The sequence below is a fragment of the Pseudonocardia xinjiangensis genome (genome assembly GCF_050948425.1).
GTDB classification, from domain to species: domain Bacteria; phylum Actinomycetota; class Actinomycetes; order Mycobacteriales; family Pseudonocardiaceae; genus Pseudonocardia; species Pseudonocardia xinjiangensis.
This window is the reverse complement of sequence record NZ_CP192009.1, coordinates 920,542-943,903: the sequence shown is the minus strand read 5'-3', so window position 1 is coordinate 943,903 and position 23,362 is coordinate 920,542. Positions and strand designations below refer to the sequence as shown.

The window sequence follows — 23,362 nt, the reverse complement described above, 5'->3', positions numbered from 1 at the left end:
AGGTCTCCTTACTCGTCGTGCTGCTGCGGCGGCAGGCTCAGGGCCGGCTCGACGTCCCGCTCGACCTTGCCGATCTTCGACGCACCACCGGGCGAGCCCAGCTCATCGAAGAAGTCGACGTTCGCCTTGGTGTACGCGCTCCACTGCTCGGGGACGTCGTCCTCGTAGTAGATCGCCTCGACAGGGCAGACGGGCTCGCACGCACCGCAGTCGACGCACTCGTCAGGATGGATGTAGAGCATCCGGCCGCCCTCGTAGATGCAGTCCACCGGGCACTCTTCGATGCACGCCTTGTCCAAGAGGTCGACGCAGGGCTCGGCGATCACGTAGGTCACGGGTGGTCCTCCACTCGGGCGTTCAGATGCTTCTCAGTATGTCCCTGTAGCTGAGGTAACCGGGAGCCGGGGCGGTGTGACAAGGCTCGTACCGGCGACGGGATCCTGCACCAGGATGGAGCAGGTGGAGATCTCCGACGAGCTCATCGGGCAGCGGGTGGCCCTGCGCTACCGCATCGGGCACCGCGACGGCCGCCTCCTCTACACCGACGCGGTCGGCGAGCTCAGCGCGTCCGGTCCGGGCACGGTGCTGGTGCAGACCCGGCGCGGCCCCGTCCACGTCGACCGCGCCGCCGTGGTCGCCGTGCGCTCGGTGCCGCCTGCCCCGCCGCGCCGGGCGTCCCTGACCGCGATCGCCCGGTTGGAAGGCCTCTGCGCGGACGCCTGGCCCGCCGTGGTCGACCGGCCGCTGGGGGCCTGGCGGCTGCGCGCCGCAGCGGGCTGGACCGGTCGCGCCAACGCCGGCCTCGCCATCGGGGACCCCGGGATGCCGGTCCCGGCCGCGCTCGAGGCCGTGCGCTCGTTCGCCGGGGAGCACGCGATCCGGCCGCGGGTGCACGTGCCTGTCGGCTCGCCGTGGGACCGGGCAGTGACGGCGCAGGGCTGGGTGCTCGACGTCGCCCACCAGCGCGGCGCCGAGGTCGCGGTGCTGGTGGCGCCCCTCGACGGCACCCGCGACCCGCGCGTCGAGCTGCCGGAGCGGCCGTCCGACGCGTGGTGGGAGCTCGGGCTGGGTGGCCCCCCGACGGCGGCGCAGCGACACGTCCTCGATCCGGGTGGTCGCCCCCGCACCGTGTTCGCCCAGGTCCCGGCCCCGGACGGAACCGTCACCGGCACGGTCCGCGCCACCGTCGTGGAGGACCACCTGCACGTGTCGATGCTGGAGGTCGCGCCGACCGCCCGCCGGCAGGGACTCGCGACGGCGCTGCTCGCCTCGGTGGCCGCGTGGGGGCGGGAGCACGGCGCCCGCTGGGCGGTACTGCAGGTGGCGCTGCACAACACCGGCGCGCGGGCGCTCTACGACCGCGTCGGCTACGTCGAGCACCACCAGTACCGCTATCTGGTGCCCCCGGCCTGATGCCGGCACCGACCCCGGCTCACCGGCCGTGGAACCGCTTCTCGGCCTCCCGCGCCGCGCGCTTGAGCCCGGACCACTCCCCGAGGTACTTCCCGAACGCCCCGACGACCGGCAGCATCCCGAGACCCTCGTGCAGGAAGTTCCCGTGCGGGCGCTTGTCGAGCTCGTCCTCCACGGCGAACAGCGCCCGGCCGAGCCGCCACACCACCTTCGCGACACGCTTCACCATGGGCTGCTGGTCGCCGGGCTCCGCGAGGTCGGCGGTCAGCTCGGCGGCACGGGCGTCGGCGGCGGCGTCGTCCGCCGTGCTGGGAGGGCGCACGGTCAGCTCACGCCGGAACATCACCGCGCCCAGCAGGGCCACGAGCTCGTCCTCCTCGCGGATCCCGTGCTCCCCCGCGATCGCGACCAGCAGCAACCCCTGCCCCGCGGCACCCAGCACCTTGGACACCGGCAGCCTGCTCAGCAGCGCTCCGCCGAGCCCGGGCACGGCGGCGACCAGCGTGGTGAAGCGGCCCACCCGGCGCACCCACCAGCGCGAACGGCCTTCGACGTCCATCGCGGCCCAAGCCGAGGTGCCGGGCACCTCGACGCCGGCCACCATGTCGAGCAGCCGCTCCCGCATCCCCAGCGCGGGGAACTCGGACGACCGGACGCGCGCCCGCAGGCCGAACGGGTCGGCTTCGCGCAACCCGTCGAGCACCGGGCGGGTGGCCCGTACGAACGGCCGCAGCACGCCGACGATCGCGCTGTCGGGGATGGGCCCGTCGGAGACCGGATCAGCCACCGTTCCTCCGGTACGCGGAGTTGAGCACACTGCGCAGAGCCCATAGCCCGGCTCCGATGCCGCCGACCGCCAGCAGCAGCGACTGCCACGTGGGCGGCAGCATCACGTCGCCACCGGGCCCGACGAGGCCGAGCACCCCGACGGTGAGCACCCACGCCAGCAGCGGGGCACCCGCCCGGGACGGCCGCACGTCGATCTCACCTGCCCGGAACACGAGCCACGGCAGGACCAGCACCGAGAGCAGGACCCCGAGCGGCGCGGGCACGCCGCCCAGGTAGAGCGGGGTGAACACCAGACCCAGCGCGCCCACCAGCACCCCGTCGAGGACGAGCAGCCCGAGCAGGGTCCCGTCGGACACCGCGGGCGGCTCCGGCTCATTCATCGTCGTCATCGAACAGGTCCCCGATCGGTTCCCGCGCAGATCGGTCGCCTGCACCCTGAGCCGCCACGTACTCCTCCACGTCGAGCAGCGGTTGGGCGATGAGGTTGCTCATCGCCAGCGCGATCATGCCCTCGCCCTCCCAGAGCGCGATCTGGGTGGCGTGCGCCCGCATCGCCGCGATCCTGGCCGCGCGCTGCGCCGTGACGTCGAGGCGGGCGGTGATCTCCGCATCCGGGACGCTCGGCAGCTCGTCGGGCCCTGGCATGCGGAACGGCAGCCCGTGGGCGTTCGCCAGTGCCGCGCACCCGGCCGCCAGCGTCGAGCGGCCGATCACCGTGAAGTAGAGCCTGGCCGGGACCCGCCGCACCGCCGCCACGGTGATCTCGTGGGCCCGGACGTGGTCGGGATGGCCGTAGCCGCCGTCGGCGGCGTAGGTGACCACCACCTGCGGACGCACCTGCTCCAGCACCGCGGCCAGCGCGTCCACCTGCTCGTCGACGGCCTCCGGGCGGGCGAACGCGCGGGGATGCAACCGCTCGGGGACGGCGGCCCGGACGCCCTGGCCACTGAGCGCCATGCCGGAGTCGCGCCAGCGCCCGGGCCCGCCGAGGAAACGGTGGTCGCTGATCCCGAGCGCGGCGCAGGCGCGGGCGAGCTCGCCGATCCGGTAGCCACCGAGCTGGTCGCCCTCGTCCGGCGCGAGCAGTGCGAGGTCCGGCGGGATCACCTCGCCCTGTTCCCCGAGGGTGCAGGTCACCAGGGTGACCGAGGTGTCCGGCTCGGCCGCGTAGCGCGCGATCGTGCCGCCGGTGGTGAGCGTCTCGTCGTCCGGGTGGGCGTGCACCAGGAGCAGCCGGCGCCGGGGAGCGGGCGTCACGAGCGCACTCTACGTGCGGCGTCACGCACTCCGCTGGGTCCGCCTGGTTCCGCCGGTTCTGGCCCTCCCGCGATCGGAAACCTATTTGTGATGTTCGGGCGGATCGCTGTAACGATCCGGACAGCTACTGTCCGTGCGCGAACATCACCCGATATACGACCCGGGTCACCCCTGTGTCGTATCCAGGATTTGGGAGCCCATGCGCACAGGTCGTGGTACCGCTTGGTTCGCCCTTCCGATCTCCATCGTGTTGCTCACGAGCGCATGCGGTGGGTCCGGCGGCGGCACCGACGGCGGTGGGTCCGGTGGCGAGCAGACCGACGTCACCATCAGCGTCAACAGCACCGAGCCGGAGAACCCGCTGGTGCCGGGCAACACGAACGAGACCGGCGGCGGCAAGGTGGTCGACGCCCTGTTCACCGGCCTCGTCGAGTACGACCCCCGCACCGCGGAGCCGAGCAACGCCGTGGCGGAGTCGATCGACACCACCGACTCCCGCGTCTACACGATCCGGCTGAAGCCCTGGACGTTCCACGACGGAACCCCCGTCACCGCGCAGAGCTTCGTCGACTCCTGGAACTACACGGCCTACTCCCCCAACGGCCAGCAGAACGCCAGCTTCTTCGCCCAGATCGCCGGCTTCGACCAGGTCAACACCGAGGACCCGGACGGCACGAGCGGACCGCTCCAGGCTCCGCAGCCGCCTGCCCAGGCGATGTCGGGGCTGCGCGCGGTGGACGACCGGACGCTGGAGGTCACCCTCGCCGAGCCGTTCTCGGTCTTCCCCACCCAGCTCGGCTACCAGGCGTTCATGCCGCTGCCGCAGGCCTTCTTCACCGACCGGGCGGCGTTCGAGGCCAACCCGGTCGGCAACGGGCCGTTCCGCTTCGTGTCGCGCCAGCCGGGTGCCAACATCGTGCTGGAGCGGTACGAGGAGTTCGGTGGGGAGCGCAAGCCCAGCGTCAAGAGGGTGGAGTTCCGCTTCTACGAGAGCGTCGAGGCCGCCTACGCCGACGTCGTGTCGGGCAACCTGGACTTCCTCGAGATCATCCCGCCCTCGGCGATCGCCGGGAACCTGTTCGAGACCGACCTGCCGGGCCGCAGCGTGTCGCAGACCTACCTCGGTCTGCAACGCATCGGCTTCCCGCTCTACGACGCGCGCTTCCAGAACCCGCAGCTGCGCCAGGCCCTCTCGATGGCGATCGACCGGGAGGCGGTCAACCAGCAGATCTTCAACGGTCTCAAGCCGCCGGCCGACGGGCTCGTGGCGCCCAACGTCCCGGGCCGCATCGGGGGCCAGTGCGGTGAGCTCTGCACCTACCAGCCGGCCAAGGCGAAGCAGATGTTCGACGCCACCGGGTTCCAGGGGCCGATCGAGCTCACCTCCAACGCCGACTCCGGCAACGCCGAGTGGATGCAGGCCACCTGCGTCACGATCACCCAGGCGCTGGGCCGCGAGTGCAACTTCGTGCCCGTCCCGACGTTCGGCGAGTTCCGCACGGCGATCAACGGCCGCGAGATGAGCCGGATCTACCGCACCGGCTGGGTGGCGGACTACCCGTCGATCGAGAACTTCCTCAACCCGATGTACCGGACCGGCGGGTCCACCAACGACGGCGAGTACTCCAACCCGGCCGTCGACGCACTGCTGGCGCGGGCGGACGCCGCCCCGTCCACGGAGGAGGGCAACGCCCTCTACCAGGAGGCGGAGCGGCTGATCATCCAGGACATGCCGGCGATCCCGCTGTACTTCCAGTCGGTGCAGGCCGGCTGGTCGCCGCGGCTCGCCAATGTCACGGTCACGCAGCTCCGCGAGCTCGACCTCTTCAGCGTCACCGCAACGTCGTAGCAACGCCGACGGTCACGGCGGCCGGGACCACCCGTCCCGGCCGCCGCCACCGCAGGCCGGCGTCGGCCCACGAGGCCACGCCCAGCCCATGGAGGTGAACCGTGGGGCGCTACGTCCTGCGCCGACTGGTCCAGCTCGTGCCCGTGTTCCTCGGCACGACGTTCCTGATCTACCTGCTCGTCTGGGCCATCCCCGGCGACCCGTTCGCCGGCAAGTGCGGTGACCGCCCCTGTCCCGACGCCTACATCACGCGGATGCGGGCGGAGTTCCACCTCGACGACAACGTCGTCGTCCAGTACGCCCGGTACCTGGGCAACCTCGTGCAGGGCGACTTCGGTCAGACGTTCAACGGCACCTCCGTCGGCGCGCTGATCGCCGCCGCCTATCCCGTCACGGTGCGGCTCGCGCTGGTCGCGCTGCTGATCGAGGCGGTGATCGGCCTGGCGGCAGGCGTGCTCACCGGCCTGCGTTCGGGCGGGTACCTGGACAACCTGGTGCTGGTGTCCACGCTGTTCCTCATCGCGATCCCGGTGTTCGTCACGGGGTACGTGCTGCAGACCGTGCTCGGCCTGCGCCTCGGGCTCATCTCCCCCACCGTGTCGCCGGCTGCCGGGTTCGGCGAGCTGATCGTGCCCGGCTTCGTGCTCGGCAGTCTCTCGATGGCCTACGTCGCGCGCCTCACGCGCACGTCGATCGCGGAGAACCGGCGCACCGACTACGTCCGCACCGCCGTGGCGAAGGGCCTCACCCCGCGCCGGGTGGTGGGCGTGCACCTGTTGCGCAACTCCGCCATCCCGGTCGTCACGTTCCTCGGCGTGGATCTGGGGTCGCTGATGGGCGGCGCCATCGTCACCGAGGGCATCTTCAACATCCGTGGGGTCGGCGGGCTGATCTTCCGGTCCATCCAGACGAAGGAGGGCGCCACCGTCACCGGGGTCGTCGTCCTGCTCGTGGTCGTCTACCTGCTGATGAACCTGCTGGTGGACGTGCTCTACGCCGTTCTCGACCCGAGGATCCGCTATGACTGACCCCGCGTCGCTCGGAACGGCGGGCCCGCTCGCCGAGGCGAGCCACGACCTCGTGGCCGGCCCCGCCGCCACCACCGACGGCCCGGAGCGGCCCCGCAGCCTCGCCGCCGACGCGTGGCACGACCTGCGCCGCCGCCCCCTGTTCCTGCTCTCGGTGGGTCTGATCGCCGTGCTGCTGGTGCTGGCCGCGGTGCCCCAGCTGTTCACCTCGGTCGACCCGAGCGCCGGCGACCTGGCCCGCAGCCGGCAGGCGCCGTCGGCGCAGGCCTGGTTCGGCTACGACCTGCTGGGACGCGACGTCTTCGCGCGCACGATCCACGGCACGCGTGTGTCGATCATCGTCGGAGTGCTGGCCACCACGCTCACGGTGCTGATCGGCGGCTCCATGGGGCTGCTCGCCGGGTTCTACGGCGGGTGGATCGACGGCATGCTGTCCCGCTTCGCCGACGTCTTCTTCGGGCTGCCGTTCGTGCTGGGCGCGATCGTGATCCTGTCCACCTTCCGCGAGTCGGTCGGCGCTGGGCCCGTCGGGATCACCGCGCTCGTGGTGCTGACCATGTCGGCGCTGTCCTGGCCGGTGACGATGCGGATCATGCGCTCGGCGGCCATCGCCGCGCGCAACCAGGACTACGTCCGCGCGGCGCGGGGCCTGGGGGCGAGCGCGCCCCGCGTGGTCTGGCGGCACATGCTGCCCAACTGCCTGGCCCCGGTGCTCGTCTACGCCACGATCGCGCTGGGTGCGTTCATCGGCACCGAGGCCACGCTGTCGTTCCTCGGGATCGGGCTGCGCGACCCGGTCGTCTCCTGGGGCGTGATGATCAGTGAGGCCCGCGACTACCTGCGGGTGGCCCCGTTCCTGCTGCTGTTCCCCGCCGCCTTCCTGGCCGTCACCGTGCTCGCCTTCGTGATGCTGGGTGACGCCGTGCGCGAGGCGTTCGACCCGAAGGGCCGCTGATGACGATCCCACCCCCGTTGGACGCGCCCCTGCTGGAAGTGGCGGGCCTGCACGTCGAGTTCCGCACCCGCGACGGCGTGGCCAAGGTCCTCAACGGCGTCGACTACCGCGTCGAGGCGGGCGAGACGCTGGCCGTGCTGGGCGAATCGGGCTCGGGCAAGAGCGTCACCGCCAACACGATCATGGGGATCCTGGAGAGCCCGCCGGGCGTCGTGACGGCAGGGTCGGTGCGCTACCGGGGCGAGGAGCTGCTGACGGCCACGCCGGAGCGGCGTCGCGACCTGCGCGGCGAGAACATGGCGATGATCTTCCAGGACGCCCTCTCGGCCCTGAACCCGGTGTTCACCGTGGGGTTCCAGATCGCCGAGCAGCTGCGCACCCGCCGCGGGATGAGCCGTCGCGACGCCGGCAGGCGGGCCGTCGAGCTGCTCGACCAGGTCGGCATCCCGGCCGCCCGGCAGCGGGTACGCGACCATCCCCACCAGTTCTCCGGCGGCATGCGCCAGCGCGTGATGATCGCGATGTCGCTCGCCCTGGACCCCGACGTCCTCATCGCCGACGAGCCCACCACGGCACTGGACGTCACGGTGCAGGCCCAGATCATGGACCTGCTGGCCGAGCTCAAGGCCGAGCGCCACATGGGCCTGATCCTCATCACGCACGACCTCGGTGTGGTCGCCGAGGTGGCCGACCGGATCGCCGTGATGTACGCGGGCCGGATCGTCGAGCACGCCGACGTCCACACGCTGTACTCCAACCCGTGCCACCCGTACACGCACGCGCTCCTGGAGTCGATCCCGCGGGAGGACACGAAGGGCACGCAGCTGCGGGCGATCACGGGCCTGCCGCCCAACCTCACCCGCATCCCGCCGGGCTGCCCGTTCCACCCGCGCTGCCCGATGGCCGTGGACGTCTGCCGGGAGGTGGTGCCCGCGCTGGCGCTACTGCCCGGCGGCCGGTCCTCGGCCTGCCTGTTCGCCGATGAGCTGGTGACCCGATGAGCTCCACAGGGACCGAGCCGATCCTGCAGGTCCAAAACCTGGTCAAGCACTTCCCGGTGCAGCTGGGCGTGGTGTTCAAGCGCACGGTGGGGCACGTCCGCGCCGTCGACGGCGTGTCGTTCGACCTGCGGCGCGGCGAGACGCTGGGCGTCGTCGGCGAGTCCGGCTGCGGCAAGTCGACCCTCGCGCAGGTGCTGATGCGCCTCGAGCCGCCGACGGCGGGAGCCGTGCGGTTCCACGGCGAGGACATCTTCGGCAAGCGCGGCAAGGATCTGAAGGCGCTGCGCCGGCAGATCCAGATCGTGCTCCAAGACCCCTACACGTCGCTCAACCCCCGGATGACCGTCGGCGACATCGTCGGCGAGCCGTTCGAGATCCACACCGAGGTCGCTCCGAAGGGCGAGCGGCGGCGGAAGGTGCAGGAGCTGCTCGACGTGGTCGGGCTGAACCCCGAGCACATCAACCGGTACCCGCACCAGTTCTCCGGCGGCCAGCGCCAGCGGATCGGCATCGCCAGGGCGCTGGCGCTCCGCCCCGAGGTGATCATCTGCGACGAGCCGGTCTCGGCGCTGGACGTGTCGATCCAGGCGCAGGTGATGAACCTGCTCGGCGACCTGCAGACCGAGTTCGGGCTGTCCTACATCTTCATCGCCCACGACCTGTCGGTCGTCCGGCATCTGTCGGACCGGGTTGCGGTGATGTACCTGGGCAAGATCGTCGAGCTCGGCACGGAGGACGAGATCTACAACCGGGCGGCACACCCTTACACCCAGGCGCTGCTCTCCGCCGTGCCCGTGCCGGACCCGTCGGTCCGCGCCGGGCGGCAGCGGATCAGGCTCACCGGCGACGTCCCCAGCCCGGTGAACCCGCCCAGCGGCTGCCGCTTCCGGACGAGGTGCTGGAAGGCCACCGAGATCTGCGCGGAGGAGGAGCCTGCCCTGGAGGTACGGCAGGGCGGCCACCACCCCAGCGCGTGTCACCACGCCGAGGAGCAGCACCTGCTCCCCGGCTGACCCGCGCGCCGGCCGGGCGCACCGCACCCGGCCGGCGCGCACGTCAGATCAGGGTCTTGCGCTCCGCGTAGTGGCACGCCGCCGGGTGGCCCTGGCCGCGGTCCACCAGCTCCGGGATCTCGTCGACGCACCGGCTGCGCTCGGCGTCGCTCAGCTCGGCCGCGAACTTGGGGCAGCGGGTACGGAACCGGCACCCGCTGGGCGGGTCGGCCGGGCTCGGCACGTCACCGACCACCGTGATCCGCTCCCTGGCCCGCTGCTTGCGCGGGTCGGGCAGCGGGATCGCCGAGATCAGCGCCTGGGTGTAGGGGTGCGCCGGGCCCTCGAACAGCTCGCTCGCCGTGCCCGTCTCCACGATCCGGCCCAGGTACATGACCGCGATCCGGTCGGCGATGTGGCGCACCACCGACAGGTCGTGGGAGACGAACAGGTAGGACAGGCCCAGCTCGGCCTGCAGCTCGTCGAGCAGGTTGAGCACGCCCGCCTGGATCGACACGTCGAGCGCGGAGACCGGCTCGTCGAGCACGAGCACCTTGGGCCGCAGGGCCAGTGCCCGCGCCACCCCGATCCGCTGACGCTGGCCGCCGGAGAACTCGTGCGGAAACCGGTTGCCGTGCTCGGGCTTGAGCCCGACCGTGCGCAACAGGTCCTGCACCGCGGTGCGCCCGCCCCGGTCGTACCGGCCGTGGATGCGCAGCGGCTCGGCCACGATCTCGTTCACCGGCATCCGCGGATCGAGCGACGCGTACGGGTCCTGGAACACGATCTGCAGGTCCTGGCGCAGCTCGCGCATCTTCTTCGGGGACAGCGCGGTGAGGTCGGTGCCCTCGTAGAGCACCTCGCCCGACGTGGCCTCGATGAGGTTCAGGACCAGCCGGGCGGTGGTCGACTTGCCGCAGCCCGACTCACCGACCAGCCCCAGCGTCTCTCCGTGGCCGAGGTCGAACGAGACGTCGCAGACCGCGTGCACCATGCCGACCTGGCGGCGGATCAGGCCCGTCGAGCGGATCGGGAAGTGCTTCACCAAGTTGCGGGCCGACAGGATCGGCTCGGAACCGGCGGCGGACGAGCCGCTCTCGTGCATCACAGGCGCACTCACGACTGCCCCTCGTTCTCGCGCACGAAGTGCGCGAGCGCCTCCGTGTCCACGACCTCGGTATCGAACACGTCGCCGGCACTCGCCCCGACGAGCTCCTCGGAGCGGTGGCAGGCGGCGAGGTGGCCCGGTCCGGTGGTGGGGGCCAACTCCGGCTCGATCTCCTCACAGACGGCCACCGCGAGCGGGCAGCGTGGGGTGAACGGGCAGCCCGGCGGCATGTTGACCACCGACGGCGGTGCACCCTCGATGGGGGTCAGCCGCTCGCTGGGGCGGTCGAGCCGCGGCAGGCTGCCCAGCAGCCCGACGGTGTAGGGCATCCGCGGGGTGTAGAAGACGTCCTCGGCAGTGCCGACCTCCACCAGCTTGCCCGCGTACATCACCATCACGCGGTCGGCCTGCCCGGCGATGACGCCGAGGTCGTGGGTGATCAGCACCATCGCCGCGCCGGTCTCCTGCTGCGCGAGCTGCAGGGAGTCCATGATCTGCGCCTGCACGGTGACGTCCAGCGCGGTGGTCGGCTCGTCGGCGATGATCACGTCGGGGTTGTTGGCCATCGCGATGGCGATCACCACCCGCTGGCGCATGCCGCCCGACATCTCGTGCGGGTAGTTCTCCAGCCGCTGGCGCGGGTTGGGGATGCGCACGAGCTCGAGCAGCTCCGCGGCCCGGTCCAGCGCAGCGGCCTTGCTGACGTTGTGGTGCGCGCGGACGGCCTCGGCGATCTGGTAGCCGATCGAGTACACCGGGTTCAGCGAGGTCATGGGGTCCTGGAAGATCATCGCCACGCTGCGGCCGCGCACCGAGTTCAGCTCGGACTCCCGGGCCCCCAACAGTTCCTTGCCGCGGAAGCGCACCGAGCCGGACACCTGGGCGTTGCCCGGGAGCAGTCCCATCACGGCGAGCGAGGTGACCGACTTCCCGGAGCCGGACTCGCCGACGATCCCGAGCACCTCGCCCCCGCGCAGCTCGTAACTGACCCCGCGCACGGCCTGCACCAGCCCGTCGTCGCTCGGGAAGCCGACCGTCAGGTCGCTGACCTCCAGCACGACGTCGGATGCGGCGCCGTTCCTCGAGGCGGACGGGGTGGTCGACACGGCGAGAGGATCCTCCGTCACTGGCGCACCTTCCTCTGCTGCGGGTCGAGCGCGTCGCGAAGACCGTCGCCGATGAAGTTGATGGTCAGTGCGATGACGATGATGAACAGGCCGGGGAAGTAGAACAGCCACGGCCGCGTGGTCAGCGCCGTCTGCGCCTGGCTGACGAGCAGGCCGAGCGACGTGTCGGGGGTCTGCACACCGAAGCCGAGGTAGGACAGCGCCGTCTCGAGCAGGATCGCCAGCGCGACGAGGATCGTCAGGTTGACGAGGATCGAGCCGAGCGCGTTGGGCACGAGATGCCGCACGATGATGCGGGTGTTCGTGGCACCGAGCGCCCTGGCGGCCTCGACGTACTCCTTCTCCCGCAGCGAGAGCACGACACCGCGGGAGACGCGCGAGACGTACGGGGAGTACAGCACCGCGACGACCAGCGCGATGAGGTACCAGGTGCCGCCGAAGTTGTGCGCCAGCATCGCCGCCACGGCGATCAGCGGCAGGGTCAGGATGAGGTCGGCGAAGCGCATGAGCAACGAGTCGGTGCGGCCACCGAAGAAGCCGGCGAGCGAACCCCAGATCGTGCCGACGACGGTGGCGAACACCGCGACGGACACCGCCACCTGGAGCGAGATCCGGGTGCCGCGCAGCACCTCCGCGAACTGGTCCTTGCCCACGGAGTCGGTGCCGAACGGATGGTCGAGAGACGGCGGCTGGGAGTTGTCCGGGGTGATGTCGCCCGCCTGGTAGTGCCACAGCAGGCCACCCACGTACGCGAGCAGCACCACCATCACCAGGATGACCAGGCTGATCATCGCGGCCCGGTGCTGCAGGAAGCGCCGCAGCACCAGCTGCGCCTGGCTGCGCTCGGCCACGGTGAACTCGCGCTCCACCGTGGGCTGCCCGCCGGGGGCCGGGGCGGGCACCGGCGTGGTCTCGGGCGTCGGGGCTACCTCACGCATAGCGGATCCTGGGGTCGAGGACGCCGTAGAGCAGGTCGGCGATCAGGTTGAACATCACGACGATGACGCCGGTGAGCAGTAGCCAGGACGAGGCCGCGTAGACGTCCTCGGTGCGGATTGCGGTCAGCAAGAAGTCACCCATGCCCTTCCACTGGAACACGGTCTCCGTGACGACGGCCCCGCCGATGATCGACGCGATGTCGAGCGCGGTGACGGTGGTCAACGGGATGAGCGCGGTGCGCAGCGCGTGCTTGACCATCACGGTGCGCCGCGACAGTCCTTTCGACCGGGCCAACCGCACGTAGTCGCTGTTCATCACCTCGAGCATCGACGCACGGGTGAACCGGCTCCAGGACGCGTACGAGATGAGCGCCAGCGCGATCGTGGGGAGCACCATGTGCCCCAGCACGTCGACGATCTGCGCGCCTGCGCCGGGTGGCGGGGGGATCGACGTGGCACCGATCGTGTAGATCACCTGCGCGTCGACGGCCTTGTTGAACTCGATGCCGCCCTGCTTGAGCAGGATCGCCAGCCAGAACGACGGCATGGCCAGGAACAGGAAGCCCAGGAACGTGGTGGTGTAGTCGGTGACCGTGTACTGCTTCACGGCGCTCAGCACGCCCACGACGACGGCGAGGACCAGCGCGATCACCATCGCGAGCGCGATCAGCCGGATCGTCACCCAGAACCGGGCCCCCAGCTCCGAGCCGATGTCCATGGTGGAGACGACCGACGGGCCGAAGTCCCCGTGGATCAAGCCGGCTAGCCAGGAGAAGTAGCGCGGGATCAAGGGCTGGTCGAGATGGAGGCGAACCGTCTCGGCGGCGATGACGTTGGGGGGCGCCGGAGGGTTCTTCTCGAGTAGGGGAGCCAGTGGGTTGCCGGAGCTGACGCCCAGCGCGAACACGATGAACGAGGCGAGCAGCAGGATCGGGATCGAGATGAGGATCCTGCGCACGGCGAAGGCGAGCATGGAGGTCGTCCTGCTTCTTCCGGGCGGAGGGGCGGCCGGGGGGCGGCAGCAGGTGAGCACCGCCCTTGTTGACCAATCAAGGGTAGCTACCCGGCGGGGCGCCCCGGGCGGTTGGCCCGCCCGGGACGCCGCGCTACCGGGTCAGCTGCCCGACTTGATACCCCACTCCGAGGTGTTGTAGCTGATTCCGTCAAGGGAGGAGTTGTTGCGGACATTGCCGATGTTGTTCTGCACCGCGGCCAGCGTCGGCTTCTGGTACAGCGGCAGGACGTACGCGTCCGCCGACAGCATCTCGTCGGCCTTGTTCAGCTTGGCCGTGGCGTCGGCCGGGTCGGTGGACGCCGCCGCCTCGTTGATCAGCTGGTCCATCGCCGGGTTCTGGTACTTGCCGTAGTTGCTGCCCGAGCTCGACAGCCACAGCTGCTGCGCGCCGTTGAAGGCGTACGGCGACTGGATCCAGCCGAACACGATCACGTCGTAGTCACCCGACGAGGTCGTGTCGCCCAGCGAGTCGGTGGTGGAGATGTCGACGTTCACACCCAGCTGCTTGGCGTAGCCGGCGAACAGCTCGCACTCGTTCTGCCGCACGGCGTTGCCGGTGGTGTAGCGCATCCGCAGGGTCGGAACCGGCTGGCCGTCCGGCGCCACCAGCGCGGTGCCCACGCCCGTGTAGCCCGCGTCGGTGAGGATCTTCTTGGCCTTCTCGACGTCACCGGCGCCCTGGCCCGTGGCGGTGATGTTGTCCTGGTAGCCGTCCTGCTGCGGGATGAACATGTGGTTGTTCAACGGCTTGATGTCCTTGTTGAACTGCCCCACGGTCTTGTCGATGATCTCCTGGCGGTTCACCGCGGTGAACAGCGCCTGGCGCAGCGACTTGTCGGCCAGGAACTTGTTCTGCAGGTTGAAGTCGAAGTGCTCCCAGGTGAGACCCTGGTTCTGGAACTGCGAGACGTTCGGGATCTGCTGCAGCTGCGACACCAGGTCCACCTGGGGCTGCGGGAACAGCACCTGGACCTCGTTGTTCTGCAGCGCGATCGGCTCCTGCGTCGCGTCGGTGATGACGCGGAAGATCAGCTGGTCGATCTTCGGCTTGGTGGCCCCGTACCACTTGGGGTTGGGCACCAGCGTCAGCGCGACGTTGTTCTGCCAGTTCTGCACCTGGAACGGACCGGCGGACCAGTTCGGCACGTTGGCACCGAAGTAGTCGAACGCCGCCTTCTCGCCTGCCGGGGTGTTGAGGTCACCCTGCTGGGCGCCGATGTGCGCGGGGTAGAGCGGGTTGCTCGACCCGAAGAGGCCCTCCCAGTCGGTGTAGGGCTTGCTGTAGGTGACCGTGACCGTCTTTCCGCCGTCCGATCCGACGACGCTGGTGACGAGGTCGTACCCGCCGTTGCCCGCGGTCTCGCACTCGGGGCAGTCGCGGCCGTTCTGCCACTTCCAGTTCATGATGAAGTCGTCGGCCGAGACGGGAGTCCCGTCGTTCCAGACGGCCTCGGGCTTGATCTTGTACGTGACCGTGAACGGGCTGTCGCTGGTGACCTCGGCCGACGTGAGCAGGTCGGTGTTCATCGTCGACTTGAGGTCGGGCGCCGTGTAGAAGGTGTACGGGACCAGCGGCTTGGTCATCATCGCCGTCCAGTCGACGTTCCCCTCAGAGGAGATCGTGTTCCAGTTGTCGATGTTCTTCTCGGCCGCGACGGTGACCGTCCCACCCTGCTGGAGCTGGTCGGCCGGTGCCGAGTTGCAGGTGTTGGGGCTGGTCGCACAGTCGGCGAAGACACCGCCCTCGGAAGCGTCCTGGCTTCCGCCACCGCCACCGCCGCCACCGCCACATGCGGCGAGCACCAGCGCCGCCGCCGCCACTGTGGCGGCAAGGGACGCAGCCCTCGTTCTCCTCATGGAATTCTGACCTCTCTCTACCTGGATCGTCCGGTCGGACGCCCTGCGTGCGCACGGCGGCTGACCCGGTCATGTCGACGAACCGGGCACACCGACCCAGGGCACGGTAGAAACCGAGGTCGCACCCGTCACCCGCGGCCCACCGATCGTGACCAAAGGGTGATCAGGTCTGAACAGACCGACACAACCAGATTACCTATCGGTAACCCGAGCGCCGCGGCATCATGTCACCCGTTCGTGGGATGCCACTCCTGGGCCCCGGTGAGCGGTCCGGTCGACAGTGGACCTGGCCCGACATGCGTGGCCGCGTCGGCCGCCGAGGTGCTGACCAGCAGGTTCACCGGCTGGAACAGCGGAAGCGCCGGCAGCTGCGCCCACAGCACCCGCTCCACGGCTGCCGCGGTGGTGGGCCGCGGCGAGGCCGAAACCAGCTCGTCGAACAACGGCTGCAGCGCCGGGAAGCAGAATCCCGTCGGTGAACGCGGGGGGTCGGGCACGAGAGCCGTCGGGGCCGGGCAGCCGAAATCGGACGCGAGCTCCGTGCCCGGGTCGCCGCCGACCGTGCGCGGGAGGATCACCATGTCCGCCTCGACGTTGCCCCCCGGAGCGGACGGCGTCGGGGTGGCGCTCGGCGTCGCGGACGGCGTGGTCGACGGGGTCGCCCTGGCGGAGCGCGGCACCGACTGCGTGGGGTCGACCGGCTGCGTGCCCGACCGCGTCGCCGACGGTGTCTGTGGCGTCGGGGTCGGCGTCGGGGTGGGGGGCGCCGTGGTCGTCGGCGGGACCGCAGGCACCTCCGGCTGCCCGAACAGCGCCACCCCGGGCGGGGCGATCACCGAGACGTCGATGCCGGCCGCGTCGAGCTGCGTGGCGATCGTCTGGGCCACGCGCACGTCCTCGGGCCGCTCGGCGGCGGCGGCCAGCACGAGCTGGGCAGGCGAACCGTGGACCGTCCAGCGCCCGGCCTGGTTGCGGGTCCATCCCGTGGCGGTCAGCAGCTGGGCCGCCGCCACCGGGTCGGGCCGTAACGGGGCGTCCGGGGGTGCGGTGGAGGCGTAGCCGGGTTCGGACGGCGCGAGCCCGAAGGAGTCGGCCGGGAGCGACTCGGGAGCCACGGCGGTGCGTACCGCGTCCCGGTTGACGAGGAACGCGATGGCCCGGCGCACCCGCGGGTCGGCGAGCGGGCCGGAGTCGGAACGCATACCCAGCTGGGTGACCACCGGCTCCGGTGCCGGCTGCAACCGCGGAGGCGGCTGCAGCCCACCGAGGATCATCCGGATCGCCGGAGTCGACTCGGGGAGGGCCACGTCCACGTCACCGCTGGCCAGACCGTCGGCGAGCACAGGCCCGTCCAGTCGGCGCAGCACGAGCCGGTCGAGGACCGTGGGCGTGTCCCAGTACAGGTCGTTGCGCTCGAGGACGATCTCGCCGCGCGCCCGGTCCACCGAGTTGATGCGGAACGGGCCCCCGGAGGCCGGCAGACCGTCGGTCAGGGCGCCCGTCCACGAACCCGGCGCGTCCTTGAGGATGGCGGCGGGCAGCAGGTCGGAGAACAGGGTCTTCCACGCCGGGTAGGGCTGGGAGAACACGACGTCGACCGCCTTGCCCCCCGCTCGCGAGCGCACGTCGGTGATGAGCCGGTAGCCGGCGGCGTCGGCGACGCCCGGCTCGCTGCGCATCCGCTCCCACAGGTAGACGAAGTCCTCGGCGGCGATCGGCGCGTTCGACGACCAGGAGGCCTCGAGGTTGAGCTCGTAGTTCACCGTGAACGGTGCGGTGGAGACGACCTTCGCGCTGGTCGCGACGGTCTGGTCGAGCTGCAGCACACCGGCCGCATCTGGCCGGAACACCGACGGCAGCACCAGCGTCGCCAGCGCCGTGGTGACCGGGGACAGGTCCGCGAGCAGGTGCGGGTTGAACCCGGCACCCAGCTCCCCCACGCCGACGACGAGCCGCGTGGGCTCGGGCTGCGCCGTCGGGATCGGCGCGGGCGGCGGAGGCTGCACCGGGCCGCTCACAGGGCTGTTCGTGCACGCCGTCAGCAACACGGCGAGCAGCAGGCACAGCACCGCCCCCGTACGCCGCGCCAACGGGGCGTGCTCGGGCACCCTCGACCTCCACCTGGTCCGGCGGGCGCTCCGCCCGCGGGCGGTCATCCTCGCACCGCCGTCAGGTGCGGCGAACCGGGCCGTCAGGAGACTGACCGCGCCCGCGAGCGCATCCGCGCCCTGGTGTGCGAGTCGAGCTCGACCTTACGGATCCGCACCGACTCCGGCGTGACCTCGACGCACTCGTCGTTGGCACAGAACTCCAGCGCCTGTTCGAGGTTGAGCACCGTGGGCGGGGTGAGCTTCACCAGCTCGTCGCTCGTGGACTTGCGCATGTTCGTGAGCTTCTTCTCACGGACGATGTTGACCTCGAGGTCCTCGGCGCGGGTGTACTCCCCGATCACCATTCCGTCGTAGACGATGGTGCCCGGGCCGACGAACAGCACGCCGCGGTCCGACAGCGCGTCGACGGCGTAGCCGGTGACCGGGCCGCTGCGGTCGGCGATCAGCGAGCCGCGCAGGCGGTTGTTGATCTCACCGACCCAGGGGCCGTAGCCGTCGAACACGTGGCTGACGATGCCGGCGCCGCGCGTGATCGTCAGGAACTCCGTGCGGAAACCGATGAGCCCGCGGCTCGGGACGCGGTAGTCCATGCGCACACGGGTCTCCCCGTGCACCATCTGCACGAGCTCGCCCTTGCGCGCGGACAGCAGCTGGGTGACGGCGCCCAGGTGCTCGGTGGGCACGTCGGCCGAGAGCTGCTCGAACGGCTCGTGCAGCTTGCCGTCGACCATGCGGGTGACGACCTCGGGCTTGCCCACGGTCATCTCGAAGCCCTCGCGGCGCATCGTCTCGACGAGGATGGCCAGCGCCAGCTCACCGCGGCCCTGCACCTCCCACGAGTCCGGGCGCTCGGTGGGCAGCACGCGCAGGGAGACGTTGCCGATCAGCTCCGACTCGAGCCGGCCCTTCACCTGGCGGGCGGTGAGCTTGGTGCCCGGGTGCGGGTCGCGGCCCACGAGCGGCGAGGTGTTGATGCCGATCGTGACCGAGATGGCCGGCTCGTCCACGTGGATCCGCGGCAGGGCCACCGGGTTGTCCGGGTCGGCGAGAGTGTCGCCGATCGTGACGTCCGGGATGCCGGCGACGGCGACGAGGTCGCCCGCGCTGGCCGACTCGGCCGGGACGCGGGTGAGGGCCTCGGTGCGCAGCAGCTCCGTGATCTTGACGCGCGTGACCTTGCCGTCGGCGGTGCACCAGCCGACCTGCTGGCCACGGCGGATCACGCCGGCGCGGACGCGGCACAGCGCGATGCGGCCGAGGAACGGGGTGGCGTCGAGGTTGGTGACGTGGGCCTGCAGCGGCGCGTTCGGGTCGTCGGCAGGCGGCGGGACCGTCTCGGCGATCACGTCGAACAGCGACTCGAGGCCGGGCTCGTCGGGCAGGTCGCCGTCGGCGGGCCGGTTGCGGGATGCGCGCCCCGCGCGACCGCTCGCGTAGACGACGGGCAGGTCGAGCAGGCGGGAGGTGATGGCCTCGTCGAGCTCCAGCTCGTCGGCCAGCTCCAGGAGCAGCTCGAGGCTCTCGTTCACGACCTCGGCGCAGCGGGCGTCCGGCCGGTCGGTCTTGTTGACCACCAGCACGACGGGCAGCCCGGCGATCAGGGTCTTGCGGAGCACGAAGCGGGTCTGCGGAAGGGGGCCCTCGCTCGCGTCGACGAGCAGTACGACGCCGTCGACCATCGAGAGACCCCGCTCGACCTCGCCGCCGAAGTCGGCGTGGCCGGGGGTGTCGACGACGTTGACCGTCATGCCGTGCCAGTTGATCGCCGTGTGCTTGGCGAGGATGGTGATGCCCTTCTCCCGCTCCAGGTCGCCGGAGTCCATGACCCGGTCGACGAGGGCGGCACGCTCCCCGAATGCACCCGAGGCGCGGAGCATGGCGTCGACGAGGGTGGTCTTCCCGTGGTCGACGTGGGCGACGATGGCGACGTTGCGGAGCGAGGCGTCCGTCCCGCGGGTCGCGCGAGGACTGTCCGCGGGGGCCGCGAGAGTAGATGCTGCTGTGCTCACAATTCAGGGTAGCCCGCCCGCACCCCCGTCCGGACGCAGGCGTGAGCGCAGCCTCACCTGCCCCCGCTCCTCCGGGAGGCGGTGACGACGCCTCGGGTCACTCCGCTCCTCGCCTGCGTGGCGGGAGCAGCGACCCGTTTTCGGTGGCATCGACCAGCGAGCCTGTGCGACGAACGGTGGCACCCGGTCCGCCGTACTGAACCGATTCGGCCAGATCGGTGCGCCGAGCGGCAGCGTCCGAGGGTCGAACGGTCCCAGTGGCACCAGGGAGTGACAACCAGGGAAACAAGCCGGGATCAGCCGGTGCGGATGGGCAGGCGACGGTGAATCCCGGCGAGACGCCGTCCGCGCGGTCCCCGCTCCCCGGGAGGTGCCCTGCGCGCAGGGGCACGACGGCACCGGCAACGTGTCGAGGATCACTCGGATGGCCGACGTCGCGCGGCTCATGATCAGCGGTTGCGGCCCGCTGCGCCGTCACCCTGCCACCGCCCGTGCGATCTCGGCGAGCACGGATCGCGGCCTGCTGGTGAGGTCGAGCCAGGTGAAGCGCAGGACCCTCCAGCCCTGCCCGGCCACCGCATCCCGACGACGCTGGTCGCGCCGGGCTCGTTCCGCGTCGAGGTGCCACGCCCAGCCGTCCACCTCGATCGCCACCCGCGAGGCGGGGAAGGCGAGGGCGATCAGCTGCCCTGCGACAGGAAAGCCGCACCGCCAGCCCGTGGCACCCGAATCCCGCAGCATCCGCACCAGCAGGCGCTCCGCCACGGCGGCCGACCGGTCGGCCGCGGCCACCAGCAGGCGACCGGCGGTGGCCGACCCCGGCGAGCCGAGGTGGCGGCAGTGGACCGCGTGCACCTCCCGGAACCCCACCCAGCACTGCAGCGCGCGGTCGAGCAGCGGCCCCCCGCCGGCGCCGAGCTCGACGGCGACCTCGAGCACGGTGAGTGGCCGCGCGGTGACGGCGACCCCACGCCGCTCGAGGACGTCCTCGGGCGCGAGGTCCCGGCAGCGCACCGTGACCCCGGGGCGCGACCGGGGTGGGCGCTGGCGGGGCACCGTGACCGCCACCGTGGCGGGGGGCCGCTCGGCCATGCCGTGCCACCAGGCGGCGGCGCCGCCGCACAGCACCGCGCCGTCGCCCGCCCACAACACGGCCGCCCGCACCCGCGCCTCGTCGTCGTAGCGGTGGCCGCCCGCGAGATAGACGCGGGGATGCAGCGGGTGCCAGCGCCGCAGCCGCAGCCGGTGGTCGACGGAGTCGCGGGAGAGGCCCGCCCGGATCGCCTGGTCACGACCGATCACACCGGCCTGCCGGGCGAGGATGTCGTCGATGGACACGCCCCCATCGACGGCGCCGCCCCCGCGCCGGTTCCACCGGTGGCCACGGCCGTTGCGATGGGGAACGCCCGCCGCCCGGCCGAGGTTCAGGAAAGCCACTTTCAGGTCCGCAGAGGGCAGGAAAGTGGCTTTCCTGAACCCGGGGGCCCGCCGCTACGCGCGCTCCGCCGTGGGGACGTCCGACCGCAGCAGCGCCACGAGGTCGGCGACCACGGCCCGGTCGGCGTCCACCCAGTCCACCTCCGCCAGCTCGTCCGGCCCGGCCCAACGGACGGCGGCGTGCTCCAGCGCCTGGGGCTCGGGGGCACCGGAGGAGAGCTCGGCGGTGTGCACCCGCAGCACCCCGGCGTCGATCGGCAGGTCGGTGCCGAGCCTCCCGGTCACCCGCACCTGGGTGGCCAGCTCCTCCCGGCACTCCCGCACGACGGCGTCCGGCTCCGACTCCCCCGGCTCCACCCGCCCGCCGGGCAGCTCCCACCGGCCGGCGAGGGCAGGCGGACGGGTCCGCTGGGCGATGAGCAGCAGGCCGGCGCGCACTGCGGCGGTGGCGACGACCACCGGCCCGGCGGCGAGGGCAGCCGCCCGCTCGACGAGCACCTCCGACCGGGCGGCGAGGATCTGCAGCATCAGCCGGCGCAGGAGCAGCACGTCGGCGAGCCGGCCCGGCCATCCGAACGGCGCCGTCCACCGCAGTTCGTCGAGGACGAGGGTGCCGGCTCCGGTCGGGGTGAGGACGACGGTGTGCACGAGCTCCCGCAACGGGCCCGCGACCAGCGTCGAGGTCATCCCGGACGGTGAGACCGCGTCGATCCGGGTGTGCACCGGCACCCGGACACCCGGCCCGACGCGCACACCGATCCGGACCCGGGTGCCCGGGGTCAGCAACCGCACCGGCGCGGTGAGCCGGTGGCCGCAGCGCTCCAGGGCCGCCGCTGCCACGTCGGCGTCGCGGAGCAACCCGGCCACCGTCCGGGGCGGGGCGTCGATGAGCACGGTCGACCTGAGGACGGGCACCCCGCGATGTTCCCAGCGAATCCGCGGCCGCCCCGCACCGCGGTCCGTTCCGCAGAAGCGCCGCGAGATCGACCTCCGCGGGGTTCCCGGACCGGAGTTCCCCCGGCACGTCGATCTCGCGGCTCTGCGCGAGGGTCACTCCGGGCCGGGACCGGCTTCCGGCGCCGCGGGGCCGTCCACGCGCGCGGGAGGCGACTCGCCCTCGGAAACCGGGCGACTCGCGGGGGTGGGGGTCGGCCAGCGCACCTCGATGCGGGCGCCGCCGGACGGGGTGGCGCCCGCCGTCACGGAGCCGCCTCGGCCCCGGACCAGGGCCGCCACCAGCGCCAATCCCAGGCCCGCGCCCCCGCCCGCCTCCGGTGACAGGCGCAGGAAGCGGTCGAAGACCCGCTGCCGGTCGGCCTCCGGGATGCCCGGGCCGTCGTCCTCCACGACCAGCCGCACCGACCGGCTCGCCGGGAGCACCCCGATCCGCACGAACGAGCGGGCGTAGCGGCGCGCGTTGGCGATGAGGTTGTCCAGCACCAGATCGACCTCGGACGGGCTCGCCGCGGCATGGGCCGGAGCGGGGGCGACGAGCTGGAGCACCGGTTCGTCGCTGTCGCCCTCCCCGGCCCTGGCCATCGCCGCCCGGGCTGCGGCCACCAGGTCGACCGGCCGCGCCCGCAGCCGCTGGCCGGCATCGGCCCTGGCCAGTGCGAGCAGGTCGGAGAGCAGCGTCGAGAGCCGGGCCGCCTCCTCGGCCACCGAACGCAGCGACTCCTGCGCCAGGTCCGGATCGGGGTGCGCCACCGCCACCTCGGCCTGCGCGCGGATCGCCGCGACCGGCGACCTGAGCTCGTGTGCCGCGTCGCCGGTGAAGCGTTCCAGCCGCGCGACGGCCTCGTCCCGCCTCGCCAGCAGGAGGTTGATCTCCTCGGCCAGCGCGCGCAGCTCGTCGCGCGGCACGGGGACCGGCAGGCGCTCCCCCGGAGGCAGCGCTGCGGCCGCGGTGCGCATTCGGTCGACCGGACGCAGCGCCGCCCTGGTGGCCACCCACGCCGCGAGCACGACGACGCCCGCCACCACGAGCGCGCCCACCAGGAACCCGACCGCCGCGTGCGCCAGCAGGATCGCGCCGCCGACGATGTCGGCCGTCACGACGACGAGGCGCGTGGAGCCGTCCGGCGTCACGGCGCTCACGGCGAGCCAGCGCCGCAGCTCCGTGAAGCGGCCGGCGGTGAGCGCCTCGCCTGCCGCCAGCTCCCGGATCTGCTTGGGACCCAGCGGCAGGTCCGGTCCGCCGTCGACGGGATCACCGGCACTGTCGACGACACGCACCTCCGGACCGCGCACCAGCGCAGGAGTGGCTCCGCCTGCCAGCTGCCCCGCCACTCCCATGGCCGTGCCACGCAGCTCGGCGTCAGCCGCACCGAGCATCGTCCCGTAGAGCAGCCCCACGCCCAGCCGGCTCAGCGCCAGCAGCGCGACGAGGGCGACGACGCCCACCACGGTCGCGATCCGGAACCGCAGCGGCCGCGCGGCCCACCACCGCCGCAGCCGCTCCAGCCGCCGGTTCACG

The 23,362-nt window shown here is 71.9% G+C and carries 20 protein-coding genes; 6 read left to right on the top strand and 14 right to left on the bottom strand.

Annotated elements, in window-relative coordinates:
• Positions 1–8: 8 nt before the first annotated feature.
• Positions 9–335, bottom strand: a complete 327-nt coding sequence (fdxA, locus tag ACQPZA_RS04625) for a ferredoxin (protein ID WP_169396823.1) — start codon at positions 333–335, stop codon at positions 9–11.
• A gap of 115 nt (positions 336–450) precedes the next feature.
• Here fdxA and ACQPZA_RS04620 point away from each other — a divergent pair, with 115 nt between their 5' ends.
• Complete coding sequence (locus tag ACQPZA_RS04620) at positions 451–1,413, top strand: GNAT family N-acetyltransferase (protein ID WP_433278662.1); 963 nt, start codon at positions 451–453, stop codon at positions 1,411–1,413.
• 19 nt (positions 1,414–1,432) lie between these two features.
• On the opposite strand, the gene ACQPZA_RS04615 is transcribed toward ACQPZA_RS04620, so the two are convergent.
• From ACQPZA_RS04615 to mshB, 3 genes are read right to left on the bottom strand one after another with little or no spacing between them, the layout of a single operon-like run.
• A complete protein-coding gene (locus ACQPZA_RS04615; protein ID WP_433278660.1) occupies positions 1,433–2,200 on the bottom strand; it encodes a hypothetical protein in 768 nt (255 codons plus the stop codon).
• A complete protein-coding gene (locus ACQPZA_RS04610; RefSeq protein ID WP_433278658.1) occupies positions 2,193–2,591 on the bottom strand; it encodes a hypothetical protein in 399 nt (132 codons plus the stop codon). Before ACQPZA_RS04610 ends, ACQPZA_RS04615 begins: the two co-directional genes overlap by 8 nt.
• Positions 2,575–3,459, bottom strand: coding sequence for an N-acetyl-1-D-myo-inositol-2-amino-2-deoxy-alpha-D-glucopyranoside deacetylase (gene mshB / locus ACQPZA_RS04605; RefSeq protein WP_433278656.1), 885 nt, complete (start codon positions 3,457–3,459; stop codon positions 2,575–2,577). Before mshB ends, ACQPZA_RS04610 begins: the two co-directional genes overlap by 17 nt.
• A gap of 247 nt (positions 3,460–3,706) precedes the next feature.
• Between mshB and ACQPZA_RS04600 the strand changes: the two genes are divergently transcribed.
• From ACQPZA_RS04600 to ACQPZA_RS04580, 5 genes are all read left to right on the top strand, one after another.
• Positions 3,707–5,308: a peptide ABC transporter substrate-binding protein gene (locus ACQPZA_RS04600; protein WP_433278654.1), complete on the top strand. Its 1,602-nt coding sequence runs from the start codon at positions 3,707–3,709 to the stop codon at positions 5,306–5,308.
• A gap of 101 nt (positions 5,309–5,409) precedes the next feature.
• Positions 5,410–6,336, top strand: a complete 927-nt coding sequence (locus tag ACQPZA_RS04595; protein WP_169396819.1) for an ABC transporter permease — start codon at positions 5,410–5,412, stop codon at positions 6,334–6,336.
• Positions 6,329–7,291, top strand: coding sequence for an ABC transporter permease (locus ACQPZA_RS04590; RefSeq protein ID WP_433278652.1), 963 nt, complete (start codon positions 6,329–6,331; stop codon positions 7,289–7,291). The genes ACQPZA_RS04595 and ACQPZA_RS04590 overlap by 8 nt, the downstream gene beginning before the upstream one ends.
• A complete protein-coding gene (locus ACQPZA_RS04585; protein ID WP_433278650.1) occupies positions 7,291–8,292 on the top strand; it encodes an ABC transporter ATP-binding protein in 1,002 nt (333 codons plus the stop codon). Before ACQPZA_RS04590 ends, ACQPZA_RS04585 begins: the two co-directional genes overlap by 1 nt.
• Positions 8,289–9,305, top strand: coding sequence for an ABC transporter ATP-binding protein (locus tag ACQPZA_RS04580; RefSeq protein WP_433278648.1), 1,017 nt, complete (start codon positions 8,289–8,291; stop codon positions 9,303–9,305). The genes ACQPZA_RS04585 and ACQPZA_RS04580 overlap by 4 nt, the downstream gene beginning before the upstream one ends.
• A gap of 43 nt (positions 9,306–9,348) precedes the next feature.
• Here the strand turns inward: ACQPZA_RS04580 and ACQPZA_RS04575 are convergent, their stop codons facing one another.
• The 10 genes from ACQPZA_RS04575 to ACQPZA_RS04530 form a co-directional block, all read right to left on the bottom strand.
• Positions 9,349–10,389 carry an ABC transporter ATP-binding protein gene (locus tag ACQPZA_RS04575; RefSeq protein WP_433282676.1) on the bottom strand — a complete coding sequence of 347 codons (1,041 nt, stop codon included), beginning with the start codon at positions 10,387–10,389 and terminating at the stop codon, positions 9,349–9,351.
• An 11-nt stretch (positions 10,390–10,400) separates the two neighbouring features.
• Positions 10,401–11,519 carry an ABC transporter ATP-binding protein gene (locus ACQPZA_RS04570; RefSeq protein WP_433278646.1) on the bottom strand — a complete coding sequence of 373 codons (1,119 nt, stop codon included), beginning with the start codon at positions 11,517–11,519 and terminating at the stop codon, positions 10,401–10,403.
• Complete coding sequence (locus ACQPZA_RS04565; protein WP_433278644.1) at positions 11,516–12,457, bottom strand: ABC transporter permease; 942 nt, start codon at positions 12,455–12,457, stop codon at positions 11,516–11,518. Before ACQPZA_RS04565 ends, ACQPZA_RS04570 begins: the two co-directional genes overlap by 4 nt.
• Complete coding sequence (locus tag ACQPZA_RS04560) at positions 12,450–13,430, bottom strand: ABC transporter permease (protein ID WP_433278642.1); 981 nt, start codon at positions 13,428–13,430, stop codon at positions 12,450–12,452. The genes ACQPZA_RS04565 and ACQPZA_RS04560 overlap by 8 nt, the downstream gene beginning before the upstream one ends.
• 141 nt (positions 13,431–13,571) lie before the next feature.
• Positions 13,572–15,329, bottom strand: a complete 1,758-nt coding sequence (locus ACQPZA_RS04555) for an ABC transporter family substrate-binding protein (RefSeq protein WP_433278639.1) — start codon at positions 15,327–15,329, stop codon at positions 13,572–13,574.
• Between the two features lie 227 nt (positions 15,330–15,556).
• Positions 15,557–17,437: an ABC transporter family substrate-binding protein gene (locus ACQPZA_RS04550; protein WP_433278637.1), complete on the bottom strand. Its 1,881-nt coding sequence runs from the start codon at positions 17,435–17,437 to the stop codon at positions 15,557–15,559.
• 83 nt (positions 17,438–17,520) lie between these two features.
• The gene (gene typA, locus ACQPZA_RS04545; RefSeq protein ID WP_169396810.1) at positions 17,521–19,449 is read right to left on the bottom strand and encodes a translational GTPase TypA; all 1,929 of its coding nucleotides are present in this window, start codon (positions 19,447–19,449) and stop codon (positions 17,521–17,523) included.
• 474 nt (positions 19,450–19,923) lie between these two features.
• A complete protein-coding gene (locus tag ACQPZA_RS04540; RefSeq protein ID WP_433278635.1) occupies positions 19,924–20,886 on the bottom strand; it encodes a DUF559 domain-containing protein in 963 nt (320 codons plus the stop codon).
• Between the two features lie 54 nt (positions 20,887–20,940).
• On the bottom strand, positions 20,941–21,801 hold the full coding sequence (locus ACQPZA_RS04535; RefSeq protein WP_433278634.1) for an NUDIX domain-containing protein: 861 nt from the start codon (positions 21,799–21,801) through the stop codon (positions 20,941–20,943).
• 135 nt (positions 21,802–21,936) lie between these two features.
• Positions 21,937–23,361, bottom strand: coding sequence for a sensor histidine kinase (locus ACQPZA_RS04530; RefSeq protein ID WP_433278632.1), 1,425 nt, complete (start codon positions 23,359–23,361; stop codon positions 21,937–21,939).
• Between the last annotated feature and the right edge of the window lies 1 nt (position 23,362).